This is a genomic window from Frigoribacterium sp. Leaf263, assembly GCF_001422285.1.
Classification (GTDB): Bacteria; Actinomycetota; Actinomycetes; order Actinomycetales; family Microbacteriaceae; genus Frigoribacterium.
Map to the genome: position 1 here is coordinate 132,032 of NZ_LMMO01000004.1, position 14,433 is coordinate 146,464.

Consider the following 14,433-nt stretch of genomic DNA (forward strand, 5'->3'; position numbering starts at 1 on the left):
CGGGCATACCCTGAGGGCCACAAGCGTTACGCTGTAACGAGATCGGTGACAGTGGTTGCGGGTACTCTACAAGAGCAACAAGCTGAAGAAACAGTGCGCGGACGAGCGTGAGATGCGTCGGAAGTGGCCGCAACTCGAGAAGAAGCTGCGTCTACGGGTGAAGGCGTTGTACGCGGTTCGCACGCTTGGCGACCTCCCCGTAGAAGATCCCGGTGGCGCCTGGCACGACCTTAAAGGCGTCCGCTCCGGTAGCTGGTCCGGGGAGCTCAGTGGCAACTGGCGCCTCATCGTCGAGCCGGACCCCGACAAGCTGCATGCAACCAAAGTCACCGTTGTCGACATCGAGGATTACCACGGTGCGTGACGAGCCCAGCAACTCCTGTAAGGAGACACCATGACCACCACGAACTATGCCGTCGCTCCCGGCGAGTACCTCGAGGAGTGGATCGAGGACAACGGTCTCTCTCAGCAGCTCGTCGCGGATCGCCTTGGGTGCAGCCGTAAGCACGTTAACGAGATTGTGAACGGCCGCACGCCGATCACGGCAGACACTGCCGCGCGGCTTCAGCGAGTTGTGGGTATCCCTGCTGACGCTTGGCTGCGGTACGAGGCTGCGTACCGGGCAGACCTTGCCCGCATCGCCGATGAAGAACACCTAGCCGACCACTTCGACGATATCCACCCGAGCGCTGCGACGTACCTTCGCAGCCTCGGTGCGACGAAGTCCACTAAGCGTGAGCCGGGCAAGTTCGTATCGGACTTTCTTGCGTTCCACCGGTGCGGGACCTGGGACGCCTACACGCACGTGCATGACTCTGCCAACCGTGGTGACTATGCACTTGCCGCGCTCAAGGAGTCGAACGCCACCGTCGACCCCACTTTGCTGTCGAGTTGGTTGCGGGCAGCCGAGTTCAGCGAGCCGTTTGAACGGGGCCGCTCGTTTTCGTACACGCAGGAGCGCCTGGAGGCCGCGCTACCGGCGCTTCGGCAGCGAACCGCGACACCCGACGTGCTTATGCTGCACGACGTTGCTGCCATGCTCGCCGACGTCGGCGTGGTGTTCATGGTTGTACCTCCGCCAGCGAACTTCCCGCTGCTGGGAATGACTCGATGGATCAACAAACGGGTGCCCGTCATCCAGCAGACCGGGCGATGGGGCAGGGATGGCTTCGTTGTATGGACCCTGTTTCACGAGCTTGGGCACGTGTTGAACGATCCTCGCGGCGAGATGCACCTGGAATATCGGAGTGATAAGAAGCGCACCACGGTCGCGGAGAAGCAGGCCAACACGTTCGCCATGCAGGTACTGTTCGGCGAAGACGGCATCGAACCGTTCCGCGGGTTGAGCACCGACCAAGACATTTCGCGACGGGCAGCTGAGATCGGAGTGGCGCCGGGCGTCGCCGTGCAGCAGATGCACCGCAAGCGATGGCTGCCGTACGGCTACGGGAACCGCCTGTTTGTGGACCTCAGCGGAACTTTCAACGCCTGACACCGCACGGATTAGGGCATTGGTTGGTTTCGGAGACTGAGGAACGCGCTGGAGGTGACGACGCCAGCTTACGAGGATGGCGCATCTCGGCCCCACTTCTTTGCACTCTGATCAATGGGTCCTTCGTGCCCCACTCCTGGCCACTGTTGTTTCGATACGAAGTCTGATGCGGTCCGGACGTCGCCGTCTTACGGACGATCTGCTGATGACACGGTCGAAGGCGCCACGAGTGTCTTCAGTGCGATTATCTGACCCCGGCGGGGCAGACTTGCGCCATAAGCCGGCCCAGCCTCACAAGACGTCGCCGTTCACCAAGGATTGATCATGTCCGATCGTCGGTCGACAGGCGGACTCCCCGACTGTCGATCGGCCGCCTCGACCCCAGGACACGGATGAAGCGCTTACACGTCTCAAATAGCTAGTCCTCGCTGTGTAAAACGACGGAATATCATATGAACGCGTCGAAGATGACCAAGCCTCCTAGGACTCGAGCCGGACGTGGCCCGTGGGCATTGCCAAACAACGTGTCCATGTCCGTATTTCCGACACGTTAGGTGTCATTCCGAAAAATTTTTTGGCGGACAACCCGCAGCCTAGCTAGGCATATCCACGAACCGCGAGAACATCCCATGGAACGCCACGGTGATCGTGTCCGTCGGCCCGTTGCGGTGCTTGGCGACGATGAAGTCGGCCTCGCCCTGGCGGGGGTTGTCCTTCTCGTAGGCGGACTCGCGGTGCAGCAGGATGACCATGTCGGCGTCCTGCTCGAGCGAGCCGGACTCTCGCAGGTCGCTGATCGCCGGCTTCTTGTCGGCGCGCTGCTCGGGGCCACGGTTCAGCTGCGACAGCGCGATCACGGGCACCTGCAGCTCCTTCGCCATGAGCTTCAGCGCACGCGAGAACTCCGACACCTCCTGCTGACGGCTCTCGACGCGCTTGCCCGACGTCATCAGCTGCAGGTAGTCGATGACCACGAGCTTCAGGTTGTGCTGCTGCTTCAGACGCCGGCACTTCGCGCGGATCTCGACCAGCGTCATGTTCGGGCTGTCGTCGATGAACAGCGGCGCATCGTTGATCCGGCCACGCACCTGGGCGATGTTCGTCCAGTCACGCGCATCCACCGTGCCCTTGCGCATGTTCTGCAGCGGCACACTCGACTCGGCCGACATCAGACGCATCGCGATCTCGCTGCGCCCCATCTCGAGCGAGAAGAACACCGACGCCTGCCCGTGCTTGATCGACGCCGCCCGCGCCAGGTCGAGCGCCAACGTCGACTTACCGAGCGCCGGTCGCGCCGCCACGATGATCAGCTGCCCGGGGTGGAAACCGTTCGTCAATGCATCGAGCTGCGCGAACCCCGTCGGCACACCCGTCATCTGACCGTCACGACCCTTGGCCGCCTCGATCTCGTCGATCGCGACCGTCACAGCCTCGTTCAACGGCACGTAGTCCTCGGTCTGGACTCCCCCGGCCACGTTGTAGACCTCGGCCTGGGCGTTGTTGACCAGGTCGACGACCTCGCCCTCGCTGGCGTAACCCATCTGCACGATCCGCGTGCCGGCCTCAACAAGACGGCGCAGCACCGCCTTCTCCGCCACGATCGACGCGTAGTAGCCCGCGTTCGCCGCGGTCGGCACGACACCGGTCAGCGTGTGCAGGTACTCGGCTCCCCCGGCCCGCGACAGATCGCCCGACTTCATCAGCTCGTCGCTGACCGTGATGACATCGGTGGGCTCACCGTGCGAGTACAACCCGAGGATCGCGTCGTAGATGACCTCGTGCTTCGGCACGTAGAAGTCCATGCCGCGCACCGTCTCGATGACGTCGGCGACGGCGTCCTTGCTCAGCAGCATGCCGCCGATCGTGCTCTGCTCGGCCAGCAGGTCGTGCGGCGGGACGCGGTCCATGCCCGAACCCATCGCCGGGCGATCGCGGTCACGCGGCGAATCGCTGGCGATACCGAGTTGGGCGAGCGACATGGGGCCTCCTGCAAGAGCTGATCGGGCGCGTGCCGACGGGCACGAAACGACACTCGGGACTGTTCTACAGCGGACCCCCGACATCGCTGCCCGAACCGCCGCGACCCATCCCCTCCGAGCGCGTGTACACCATATGGACACCTAGTTCTCCACAGCAAACGAGCCTGTGGATAACTCTGGGGAGAACCCGTGCGAAACGCCGGGAGCGCTTGGGGAGAACTGTGGATCAACCTGTGGAGAAAGAGATACTTTACCGCCCTTACCCACCTCTGACCAGGCATTTCGGTTTACTCACCCTGTGTGTAAAAACTAGTCTCAACCCGGGGTCGAGACTCCCGATTTGACTTCTGCCTGTGCACAGAGAACTTGACAGGGAGGCGCGGTGACCGATACGGATTCGGCTGCCGTTCAGCTTCCTGTAACCCGGTCCCACTCCGCCGGCCCGCGCCTCCTCGGCCCCTCAGCAGCCCCTGTGCGCCCCTCTGACGGGCGACGCGCGCGCGAACGACCAACGGTCCCCGGCGCACGGAAAAGCGGCGCCCCTCCCGACAGGAGGGACGCCGCTCGACGAAGCTCAGAGAGCTACTTGGCCGAGACCACCGTGAGGGTGATCGTGGCGATGACGTCTTCGCGAAGACGCAGCGTGGCCTCGTGCTCACCGACGAGCTTGATGGCCGAGGGGATCTCGACCTTCCGCTTGTCGATGGTGGCGACGCCCTGCTTGGTGACCGCGTCGGCGATGTCGCCGGGGCGGACCGAACCGAACAGACGACCGTCGGCACCGGTCTTGACCGTGAGACGGATCTTCTGGGCCTCGAGGCGGGCCTTGAGGTCGTGCGCCTCTTCGATCGTCTTCAGCTCGCGGGTCTCGCGGGCCGTGCGGATCTGAGCGACCTGCTTCTCGCCACCACGCGACCACGCCACGGCGAAGCCCTGGGGGACGAGGTAGTTGCGGGCGTAGCCGTTCTTGACGTCGACGACGTCACCGGCCGAGCCGAGGCCGGAGACCTCGTGCGTGAGGATTACTTTCGACATGCGTTCTCTCCTAAGTCGGCGCTGATCAGCGGCCGGAGCCGGCGTAGGGGAGAAGCGCCATCTCGCGGGCGTTCTTCACGGCACGGGCGATGAGGCGCTGCTCCTGGACGGAGACGCCGGTGATGCGACGGGCGCGGATCTTTCCACGCTCCGAGATGAACTTGCGAAGGGTCGCGACGTCTTTGTAGTCGATGACGCCGACGCGGATCGACTTCGCGGGAGCGGCGTTCTTGCCGCCCTTGCCGCGGAGGGGCTTGCGGCGGTCGCCGCTGCTCTTTCCAGCCATTGTGGTCTGCTTTCAGATGAGAAGAAGAAGTACTGAAGGGGGACGAGGTGCCCTGAGGCAGGGTGCCTAGAAGGGCGTCTCGTCGTTGTAGGTGCCGCCGCCGGGGGTGTTCCAGACGTCGCCGCCCGAGGTGCTGCCACCCTGCGGTGCGGCCGCGGGCTGACCCCACGGCTCCTGCGCCTGACCGCCGCCGACCTGACCCTGCTGGCCGCCGCCGCGGTTGCCCCCGAAGGAGCCTCCGGCAGCGCCGTCGCGGGATGAGGAGGCGCGGGTCACCTGAGCGGTCGCGTAGCGCAGCGAGGGGCCGATCTCGTCGATCTCGAGCTCCATGCTGGTGCGCTTCTCGCCCTCTTTGGTCTCGTACGAGCGCTGCTTGAGCCGCCCCTGAGCCATGACACGGCTGCCCTTGGTGAGGCTGCTGGCCACGTGCTCGGCGAACTCGCGCCAGACGCTGGCACGGAGGAAGAGCGCTTCGCCGTCCTTCCACTCGTTCGACGCGCGGTCGAACGTGCGGGGGGTCGACGCGATGGTGAAGTTCGCGACCGCGAGCCCGTTCTGCGTGTAGCGCAGCTCGGGGTCACTGGTGAGGTTTCCCACCACTGTGATGACGGTCTCGCCAGCCATCGGCTACTCGGAGGCCTTCGGTGCGGCGGGTGCGGGCTTCTCCGACGACGCGGCGGCGACCGACGCGGCGGGAGCCGAGGCGGAGGCAGGAGCGGCGGCGGGTGCGACGGCGGCGTTGGCGGCCTTGCGGGCCGCCTTCTCGTCGGAGACCTTCTTGGCGGCGGCGACCATCGCGATGGCCTCTTCCGCACGGAGGACCTTCGTGCGCAGCACGGCCTCGGAGAGACCCAGCTGACGGTCGAGCTCGACCGTGGCGGCCGGGTTCGAGGTCAGGTTGACGACGGCGTAGATGCCCTCGGTCTTCTTGTTGATCTCGTAGGCGAGACGACGGCGGCCCCAGATGTCGACGTTGTCGATCGTGCCGCCATCGTTGCGGATGACGTTGAGGAACTTGTCCAAGCTCGGGGCGACGGTGCGCTCATCGATCTCGGGGTCCAGGATGACCATCAGTTCGTACTGGTTCATGACTAACCCACCTCCTTCGGACTTAACGGTCGCAGACGGTCTGCGACAGGAGGGTATTCATGGTCGCGGGGCGCCGTGAGGCGCACGCAACCTTGCAAGGGTAGCCGCTCGCGCCTCCTAGTTCAATGCCTCGTCATCGTCGGCCGGCGGGGGAGTGACGCCGCCACGGGCGCCCGGAACCCCGGTCAGCGCCGCGTTCGCCTCGCTCTGCGCCTGCGCGAGCGCGTCGGCCACCGAGAGCTCGCCGGTGAACATCCGGTCGAAGATCGGCTCGATGATGCTCTGCGTGCGCCCGTAGATGCCGGTCGGCGCGGCGATGGTCGGGCCGTCGTCGATGACGTCGAAGAACGGCCTGACGTCGACGCCCTGCGTCGTCCAGTGGTCGTAGTACCCCTCTTGAGCGCCGAGCACGGCCGGCACGGCGGCGCCGTCGGCCCCGATGTGCTTCGCGCCGTCCGTCGAGCCGAGCCACGCGAGCACCTTCGCGGTGTCGTCGCGGTGCGGGGTGTTCGCGTTGCCCGCGGCGACGATGCCGTTCGTCACGCTGATGCGGCCGGCGGGCCCGGCGGGCATCGGCGCGACGCCCCACTCGAAGTCGGCTCCCGCGTCGACGGGCGCGAGGCTGTACAGCCCCGACTGGAACAGCGCCATGTTCCCGGCCACGAACTGCTCGCGGCTGTAGTCCGCGTTCTCGTTCGTCAGGACGGCGGGAGGCGCGACCCGCGCCTGCTGCACGAGGTCGACCACGTACTGAAAGGCGACCCGCGCCTCCTCGGTGTCGAAGGCGAACGCCGTCGAGTCGTCGTTCTCGAACGCGCCGCCGGCCGAGGCCAGGTAGTCGTACCAGATGGCCTGCAGGTCGTCGCCGGCGTTGTAGCCGTACTGCACCGGGGTGCCGTCGAAGGCGGGGTCGTCGGCCGTGTGCCCCGACGCGTCGCGGGTGAGCTTCTTCAGCACGGGCAGCAGCGTGTCGCCCTCGCCGCCGCCGGGCGCCCAGGCGAGCTCGTCGAGCGTCGCCGGATCGATGCCGGCCTGCTTCAGCAGATCCGCGTTGTAGTAGAGCGCGATGCCGCCGTCCGAGAGCTGCGGCACGCCCCAGAGGTGGCCGTCGTCGGTCGTGAACTGGTCGACGACCGCGGGGGACCACGCCGCGCGCGAGGTGCGACCGAGCACGCGGTCGATGTCGAACAGCGCGCCCTCGTCGGCGTAGTCGGTGTAGTTCGAGCTGTTCAGCCAGAAGATGTCGTCGGCCTCGCCCGCTGCGACGTCGTCGGCCAGGGTCGTGAAGTACTCGTCGTAGGGCACGACGTCGACCTCGACCTCGATGTCGGGGTTGTCGCGCTCGAACGTCGCGAACGACTTCTCGTAACCGGCGGCGACGGTGTCGTCCCAGACGCGGACGGTGACCGTCGTCTGATCCGCCTCGGGTTCCGGACGCGTGGGCCCGGTCTGACCCGAGGTCGACAGACCGAACGCGGTGATGCCGAGGGCCGATGCGGCGACGATCGCGACGCAGACGGACCCGGCGACGAGCGCGGAGTTCAAGGGCTTGGGCACCGGTGCAGAGTACCCGGACTCCGAGGAGGCGCGGGTCGGCACCGTCCTGTGCTCGACGCCGCCGTCGTGAAGCGGCTACTGGCTGCGCGCGCCCCACCAGGCCAGCAGGCGGGCGGTCGCCTCGTCCTCGCCGAGCGGGCCCTCTTCGGTGCGCAGCTCGAGCAGGAACCGATACGCCTCGCCGACCTCGCGGCTCGGGCCGATGCCGAGCACGCGCTGGATCGCGTCGCCGTCGAGGTCGGGGCGCAGCGAGTCGATCTCCTCGCGGGCGCGGAGATCGGCGATGCGGGCCTCGAGGTCGTCGTAGGCGAAGCCGAGGCGGTCGGCCTTGCGGCGGTTGCGGGTCGTGACGTCGGCCCGGGTGAGCATGTGCAGACGTTCGAGCTGGTCGCCGGCGTCGCGCACGTAGCGGCGGACGGCCGAGTCGGTCCAGGCGCCCTCGGTGTAGCCGAAGAACCGCAGGTGCAGCTCGATCAGACGGTAGACCGCGGCGATGGTGTCGTTGTCGAAGCGCAGGGCCTTCAGCCGCTTCTTCGCGAGCTTCGCGCCGACGACGTCGTGGTGGTGGAACGTCACGACCCCGCCCGGCTCGAGGCGGCGGGTGGCCGGCTTGCCGCAGTCGTGCAGCAGGGCGGCGAGGCGCAGGGTGAGATCGGGGGCCTCGCCGGGGTGACGCTCGGCCTCGTAGCCGATCGCCTGCTCGAGCACGGTGAGGCTGTGCTCGTAGACGTCTTTGTGGTGGTGGTGCTCGTCGATCTCGAGGCGCATGGCGGCGAGCTCGGGCATCACGTGGTCGGCGAGGCCCGTGTCGACCAGCAGGCGGATCCCGGGGGTCGGGGTCGGGGTGCGCAGCAGCTTCGAGAGCTCGTCGGCGACGCGCTCGACCGACACGATGGACAGGGTGGAGGCGCGGGTCGTCATCGCCTCGCGCACCTCGTCCGACACCTCGAATCCGAGCTGAGCGGTGAACCGCGCCGCCCGCATCATCCGCAGCGGATCGTCCCGGAAGCTGTCGACGGCCGCGCCGGGGGTCGCGAGCCGCTGCGCCAGCAGATCGTCGACCCCGCCGGACGGGTCGACCAGCACCTTCTCGGGCAGCCGCAGCGCCATCGCGTTGACGGTGAAGTCGCGACGCACGAGATCGCCCTCGAGGGTGTCGCCGAACTCGACGACGGGCTTGCGGGTCTCGCCGTCGTAGACGTCGCTGCGGTACGTCGTGATCTCGACGACCTCGCCGTCGACGCGGGCCGCGATCGTGCCGAACTGGCGCCCGACGTCCCAGTGGGCCTCGGCCAAGGGCACGACGATCTCGAGGATCTCGTCGGGGGAGGCGCTGGTCGTGAAGTCGAGGTCGTTCACCCGGTGCCCGAGGAACGCATCGCGCACCGGACCGCCGACCAGGGCGAACTCGTGACCCGCGGCGGCGAAGGCGGCCGAGAGGCGGGCGATGCGGGGGGTGGAGGCCAGTCGATCCAGGCGCTCGACGGCGGAGGCGACGGTGTCCATGGGCGACCACTTTGCCATACGGGGCGGTGCGGATCGCCGACCCGCGCCTCCTCCCCAGGGCTGGTTCCGGGCCTCGACGGGGCCGTCGGGGGCCGCTCACCTCGAACGGCTGGGGACGATTCCCTAGACTCGGCATGCTCGTGCGACCCCGGCGCCGACGAGCGACACCACTATGAGACTCCTTCCCGCCCTCCTGGCCCTCGTGACGACGCTCGGCGTCGCAGGCGCCGCGCTGCCCGCGGACGCCGCGTCGGCCGCACCGGCGGGCACCGTGTCGGCGTCGGCGTCCGCCGCGTCGTCGGCCGCCGAGGCCGACGGCGACTCCGTCACGCTCACCGTCTCGCCCGAGGCCGACGGAGTGCTGCGCTCGGGCGACGACCTCGATCTGACGCTGACCGTGACGAACGGCACCGAGAGCGACCTCGACGAGGGCAGCGCCCGCATCTACCTCGACCGCGACTCGTTCGTCGCCCGGTCGAAGCTCGCCGACTGGCTCACCCCCGAGACGACCACGGGCGACGACTACCTCGGCCTCTACATGGCGCGGGTCGACGTGCCCGCGGTGTCCGCCGGCGAGACCGTGACCGTCGACGACGTCTCGATCCCCGCCGACCGCACGGCCCTCGACGGGTGGACGTGGGGTGCGCGGGCGCTCGGGGTGCGCCTCCTCGGCCCCGACGGACTGCAGGTCGCGCAGGCCCGCAGCAGCGTCGTCTGGTACCCGAGCGAGAGCTTCCAGCCGACGCGCCTGTCGGTCGCCGTGCCGATCACCACCCCCGAGACCGAGAACGGCGTGCTCGACGCCGCCGCCCTCGAGGCCTACACCTCACCCGACGGCACCCTCACGCGGCAGCTGCGCCAGGTGGTCGGCACGTCGGCGACGGTGGCCGTCGACCCGATGATCATCGCGTCGATCCGCCTGCTCGGCAGCGAGGCCCCCGAGTCGGCGGTCGAGTGGCTCGACGACCTGTCGGCGGCGGGCGTCGAGACGTTCCCCCTCGCCTACGCCGACGCCGACGTCGCCGGGCTGAGCCAGGCGGGCGCCCCCTCGGTGCCCGGACCGACCTCGTTCGACTCGCTGGTCGACGAGTCGCGGTTCGACACCTCGACCTCGGCCACCGACGCGCCGACCCCGGCGCCGACCGACGAGACGAGCGACGGGTCGGACTCGAGCACGAGCTCGTCGTCGGGCTCGTCGACCTCGTCGGAGTCGTCGCCCGGCGCGGGTCCGTCCGACTCGCCGGGCGTCGGCACGGGCGGCGGCTCGGGCTCGACCGCCCCGCCGGCCGACGAGCCCACCCCGACCCCCACCGACGAGCCGACGGCGCCTCCGCTGCCGACCACCGAGTCGCTGCTGGCGTTCCCCTGGTCGCTGTCGTCGATCGCCTGGCCGGTCGACGACACCGTGGTGGCCTCCGACATCGCCACCATCACCGAGCGCGACTACACCTCGACGATCCTCTCGAGCTCGAACGTCGACGTGGCGTCCGAGTCGACCGAGAACGCGCCCGTCGACCTCGGCGGCTCGACCGGTCTCGTCTCGGACGACACGTTGTCGGGTCTCGTCCGCGAGGCGGCCGCGGCCACCAGCACCGCCTCCTGGAAGTCCGCGATGGCCGAGCTGTCCGCGAGCGTCGCCACCATCGCGAAGGAGCGCCCCAGCGACGGCCGCACCATGCTCGCCACCCTCGGCCGCTCGTGGTCGACCGACGGCGAGCGGCTGCGTCAGACCCTCGGCGCCCTCGACGACCTGCCCTGGTCGGCGCCCTCGGCCCTCGGCGACACCCTCGCGGTCGATGCGACCGACGCGACGGTCGTCGACGAACCCGAGTCGGCCGAGCGCCTCCGCGACCTGCGCTCGCTCGTCCGGTCCGACCGCCAGGTCGCCGACTTCTCGACCGCCCTCGAAGAGCCGCAGACCGTGACCGGTCCGGCCCGCCTCCGCACGCTGGCGCTGTCGTCGCACGCCTGGCGGGCGAACCCCGGCGGTCTGTCGTCCGAGGTCGCCGACGCGGCCGTGGCGGCCACCGACACGTCGCGACTCGTCTCGATCGTGCAGGGCAGCGACCAGCTGATCCTCGGCGACCGGTCGTCGCTGCCGCTCTACGTGCAGAACACCTCCGACTCGGCGGCGACGGTGTTCCTCACCCTCGCCCCCTCCAGCTCGCGCCTCCTCGTCGAGGAGGACCGCATCCCCGTGACCGTGCAGGCGCAGTCGCAGGCGCGCGTGCGGGTGCCCGTGCAGTCCATCGCCAACGGAACGGTCGACGTCTCGATGTCCCTCGTCAGCTCCACCGGGGTCACCATCGCCACCCCGGCCGTCGTCTCGATCAACGTGCAGGCCGGGTGGGAGACCGCCATCACCTGGGCGTTCGGCATCGGCTTCGCCCTGCTCTTCGGCGGCGGCATCTACCGCACCATCCGCAAGCGCCGTCGCGGCGCCGACGGCGGCGGCAGCGCCGGGGGAGACCCCGACGGCCCGACCGACGGCCCCGTCGCGTCCCCGGGCGCGGCCGCGTGAGCGGCGCGACGGGCACGGGGAGCGCAGGAGGCGCGGGAGGCGACCAGGGAGGCTCCGGTCCGATCCCTCCCGCCGGCTCCGCGGGCCGCGGCGGTCTCGGCCGCGCGAGCATCCTCCTCGCGTCCGGCACGATGGTGTCCCGCGTGCTCGGCTTCGTCAAGACGGCCGTCCTCGCCGCGGCGATCGGCCAGTCCGCCAGCCGGGCGGCCGACTCGTTCGCCCTGGCGAACCAGCTGCCGAACAACATCTACGCGCTCATCGCGGGCGGCCTGCTGAGCGCCGTGCTCGTGCCGCAGATCGTCCGGGCGGCGACGCACGACGACGACGGCGGCCAGCGCTTCATCAACAAGATCGTCACCCTCGGCACGCTCGTCTTCGCGGTGGTCGGTCTGCTCGGCACCCTGCTGGCGCCGGTGCTCGTCTCGATCTACGCCCAGCAGGCCGATGCATCCGGTCAAGGGGGTTACACCTCCGAGTCCCTGGCGCTGGCCACGGCGTTCGCGTACTGGTGCCTGCCCCAGATCTTCTTCTACGCCATGTACTCGCTGCTCAGCGAGGTGCTCAACGCCCGCCAGGTCTTCGGCCCGTTCACCTGGGCCCCGGTGCTCAACAACGTCGTCGCGATCGCCGGTCTCGTCGCCTTCATGGTGGTCTTCGGGGGAGCCGAGGCGAACTCGACCGTCGACGTCTGGTCGGCCGACCGCATCGCCGTGATCGCCGGCACGGCGTCGCTCGGCGTGCTGGCCCAGGCGGCGTTCCTGCTGCTCTTCTGGCGTCGCGCTGGGCTCACCTTCCGCCCCGACTTCCGCTGGCGCGGCGTCGGACTCGGTGCGACCGGCAAGGCGGCCGGCTGGCTCTTCGGCATGGTGCTCGTGACCCAGGTCGCCGGGCTCGTGCAGAGCCGGGTGGCGTCGCAGGGCAGCGGCGCCGGGGCCTCGAACGCCGTGCTCGCCAACTCTTGGCTGCTGTTCATGCTGCCGCACGGGATCGTGGCCGTGTCCATCGCGACGGCCTACTTCACCCGCATGAGCGGCCACGCCTCGCGCGGCGATCTCCGCGCCGTGCGCACCGACCTGTCGCAGTCGCTCCGCACCATCGGCATGTTCATGGTCTTCGCCACCGTGGCCATGTGCGTCGTCGCGTACCCGTTCGCGAGCTTCTTCGAGCGGACCTTCGAGGGCGCCAGCCAGATGGCGCAGGTCATCCTCGGGTTCATGCCCGGGCTGATCCTCTTCAGCGTGCTGTTCGTCGTCCAGCGGGTCTTCTACGCGCTGCACGATCAGCGCACGCCGTTCTTCATGCAGGTCGTCCAGTCGAGCATCTTCGTCGTCGGCACGCTGATCGCCTCCGTCGTCGTTCCCGACGACCAGGTCGCCGTCGCGATCGCCGTCACGACCTCGATCGCCGGCTCGACGCAGACGGTCGTCGCCCTGGTGCTCATCAGCCGCCGCCTCGGCGGGATGGACGGCCGCTGGGTGCTGCGCCGCTACGTGCAGTTCCTGTTCTTCTCGCTCGTCGCCGGTGCCGTCGGACTCGTCGTCGTGACCGTCATGGGTGGTTTCGTTGCTGATGGCTTCGCGCACAGCGGCCGGATCCCCGGGCTGCTGACCGTCATGGTCGCCGCCGCGGTGATGGCCGTTGTCTACCTCGGTCTGCTCGCCCTGATCCGGCTGCCCGAGCTGCTGGCGCTGACCGGTCCGGTGGTGGCCCGGGCCCGGCCGCTGGTCGCGCGCGTCCTCAGGCGCTGACCCGCGCCTCCTCCCCAGGGGCTCCCTGGGCCGCTCCGAGGGGTCGACCCGCGCCTCCCGGGTCGCTCGGAATAGCCCGTCGATAGGATGTGTTCACTCAGACGGTCGGGCGAGAACGTCGATCGGGCATCACGGCTCGAACGCATCTGGCACGACATCCGCCCCGTTCCTCAGAGAGGTGCTCATGCGCCAGATCATCATCATCGGCTCCGGTCCCGCCGGCTACACGGCCGGCATCTACGCCGCCCGCGCCGGGCTCGAGCCGCTCATCGTGGCCAGCTCGGTCGAGGCCGGCGGCGAGCTCATGAAGACCACCGAGGTCGAGAACTTCCCCGGCTTCCCCGACGGCATCATGGGCCCCGACCTCATGTTCAAGCTGCAAGAGCAGGCAGAGAAGTTCGGCGCCGAGGTCCTCCTCGACGACGTGACCAGCGTCGACCTGACCGGCGACGTCAAGAAGGTCACCCTCGGCAGCGGCACCGTCGAGGAGGCCGTCACGGTGATCTTCGCCACGGGCAGCGCCTACCGCAAGCTCGGCCTCGCCGACGAGGAGCGCCTCAGCGGCCGCGGCGTCAGCTGGTGCGCGACGTGCGACGGCTTCTTCTTCAAGCAGAAGGAGATCGCGGTCGTCGGCGGCGGCGACTCGGCGATGGAGGAGGCGACGTTCCTCACGCGCTTCGCCAGCAAGGTCTACGTCATCCACCGCGGCGACTCGCTGCGTGCGTCGAAGATCATGCAGGAGCGGGCCTTCGCCAACGACAAGATCGAGTTCCTCTGGAACAAGACCGTCACGAAGATCAACGGCGACGAGAAGGCCACGGGCGTGCAGCTGACCGACACGGTCGACGGCAGCACCTCGGACCTCGACCTCGACGGCCTCTTCATCGCGATCGGCAACGACCCGCGCGTGCACCTCGTCCACAACCAGCTCGACCTCACGGTCGACGGCACGATCGCCGTCGAGGGCCGCAGCTCGAAGACGAACCTCCGCGGCGTGTTCGCCGCCGGCGACGTCATCGACGCGACGTACCGCCAGGCGGCCACGGCAGCCGGCTCGGGTGTCGTCGCGGCGCTCGACGCCGAGCACTTCCTGGCGAGCCTCGACCAGACGTTTCTAGCCGAGAACACCGAGGGCGCGGCCGAGGGCATCGACACGGCCGAGTCCGTCGCCGTGGGCGTCTGACCGGCGCCCCCGGTCTCCGCCTCGCGAACCCCACAGC

At 68.8% G+C, this 14,433-nt stretch carries 11 protein-coding genes and 1 pseudogene; 5 read left to right on the forward strand and 7 right to left on the reverse strand.

Annotated features, from left to right (window positions below):
- Positions 1-55 precede the first annotated feature (55 nt).
- A complete protein-coding gene (locus tag ASF17_RS09830) occupies positions 56-364 on the forward strand; it encodes a type II toxin-antitoxin system RelE/ParE family toxin (protein ID WP_055798972.1) in 309 nt (102 codons plus the stop codon).
- Positions 365-394: 30 nt separating this feature from the next.
- A complete protein-coding gene (locus tag ASF17_RS09835; protein ID WP_055798977.1) occupies positions 395-1,492 on the forward strand; it encodes a HigA family addiction module antitoxin in 1,098 nt (365 codons plus the stop codon).
- A 593-nt stretch (positions 1,493-2,085) separates the two neighbouring features.
- Here the strand turns inward: ASF17_RS09835 and dnaB are convergent.
- The 7 genes and pseudogenes from dnaB to ASF17_RS09870 form a co-directional block, all read right to left on the reverse strand.
- Positions 2,086-3,471: a replicative DNA helicase gene (gene dnaB / locus ASF17_RS09840; RefSeq protein WP_055798980.1), complete on the reverse strand. Its 1,386-nt coding sequence runs from the start codon at positions 3,469-3,471 to the stop codon at positions 2,086-2,088.
- A gap of 582 nt (positions 3,472-4,053) precedes the next feature.
- Positions 4,054-4,506 (reverse strand): 50S ribosomal protein L9, encoded by a 453-nt coding sequence (rplI, locus tag ASF17_RS09845; protein ID WP_055798983.1) that lies wholly within the window; start codon positions 4,504-4,506, stop codon positions 4,054-4,056.
- A 25-nt stretch (positions 4,507-4,531) separates the two neighbouring features.
- Positions 4,532-4,792, reverse strand: coding sequence for a 30S ribosomal protein S18 (rpsR, locus tag ASF17_RS09850; protein ID WP_043595327.1), 261 nt, complete (start codon positions 4,790-4,792; stop codon positions 4,532-4,534).
- Between the two features lie 66 nt (positions 4,793-4,858).
- On the reverse strand, positions 4,859-5,416 hold the full coding sequence (locus tag ASF17_RS09855; RefSeq protein WP_055798988.1) for a single-stranded DNA-binding protein: 558 nt from the start codon (positions 5,414-5,416) through the stop codon (positions 4,859-4,861).
- Positions 5,417-5,518: 102 nt separating this feature from the next.
- Positions 5,519-5,881: pseudogene (rpsF, locus tag ASF17_RS09860) on the reverse strand (30S ribosomal protein S6); the annotation flags it as partial.
- A gap of 117 nt (positions 5,882-5,998) precedes the next feature.
- The gene (locus tag ASF17_RS09865; RefSeq protein ID WP_082475254.1) at positions 5,999-7,438 is read right to left on the reverse strand and encodes an ABC transporter substrate-binding protein; all 1,440 of its coding nucleotides are present in this window, start codon (positions 7,436-7,438) and stop codon (positions 5,999-6,001) included.
- 75 nt (positions 7,439-7,513) lie between these two features.
- A complete protein-coding gene (locus ASF17_RS09870; protein ID WP_055798993.1) occupies positions 7,514-8,944 on the reverse strand; it encodes a CCA tRNA nucleotidyltransferase in 1,431 nt (476 codons plus the stop codon).
- Positions 8,945-9,116: 172 nt separating this feature from the next.
- Between ASF17_RS09870 and ASF17_RS09875 the strand changes: the two genes are divergently transcribed.
- The 3 genes from ASF17_RS09875 (at position 9,117) to trxB (ending at position 14,396) form a co-directional block, all read left to right on the forward strand.
- The gene (locus ASF17_RS09875; RefSeq protein ID WP_055798997.1) at positions 9,117-11,465 is read left to right on the forward strand and encodes a DUF6049 family protein; all 2,349 of its coding nucleotides are present in this window, start codon (positions 9,117-9,119) and stop codon (positions 11,463-11,465) included.
- Positions 11,462-13,213, forward strand: coding sequence for a murein biosynthesis integral membrane protein MurJ (gene murJ / locus ASF17_RS09880; RefSeq protein WP_235476521.1), 1,752 nt, complete (start codon positions 11,462-11,464; stop codon positions 13,211-13,213). Before ASF17_RS09875 ends, murJ begins: the two co-directional genes overlap by 4 nt.
- Positions 13,214-13,397: 184 nt before the next feature.
- A complete protein-coding gene (gene trxB, locus ASF17_RS09885) occupies positions 13,398-14,396 on the forward strand; it encodes a thioredoxin-disulfide reductase (RefSeq protein ID WP_055800628.1) in 999 nt (332 codons plus the stop codon).
- Positions 14,397-14,433 lie beyond the last annotated feature (37 nt).

Bases quoted from the DNA above. Each gene is read 5' to 3' on its own strand.
- ASF17_RS09835 (WP_055798977.1), top strand. From the start codon at position 395: ATGACCACCACGAACTATGCCGTCGCTCCCGGCGAGTACCTCGAGGAG.
- ASF17_RS09870 (WP_055798993.1), bottom strand. From the start codon at position 8,944: ATGGACACCGTCGCCTCCGCCGTCGAGCGCCTGGATCGACTGGCCTCC.
- ASF17_RS09855 (WP_055798988.1), bottom strand. From the start codon at position 5,416: ATGGCTGGCGAGACCGTCATCACAGTGGTGGGAAACCTCACCAGTGAC.
- ASF17_RS09875 (WP_055798997.1), top strand. From the start codon at position 9,117: ATGAGACTCCTTCCCGCCCTCCTGGCCCTCGTGACGACGCTCGGCGTC.
- dnaB (WP_055798980.1), bottom strand. From the start codon at position 3,471: ATGTCGCTCGCCCAACTCGGTATCGCCAGCGATTCGCCGCGTGACCGC.
- rplI (WP_055798983.1), bottom strand. From the start codon at position 4,506: ATGTCGAAAGTAATCCTCACGCACGAGGTCTCCGGCCTCGGCTCGGCC.
- rpsR (WP_043595327.1), bottom strand. From the start codon at position 4,792: ATGGCTGGAAAGAGCAGCGGCGACCGCCGCAAGCCCCTCCGCGGCAAG.
- trxB (WP_055800628.1), top strand. From the start codon at position 13,398: ATGCGCCAGATCATCATCATCGGCTCCGGTCCCGCCGGCTACACGGCC.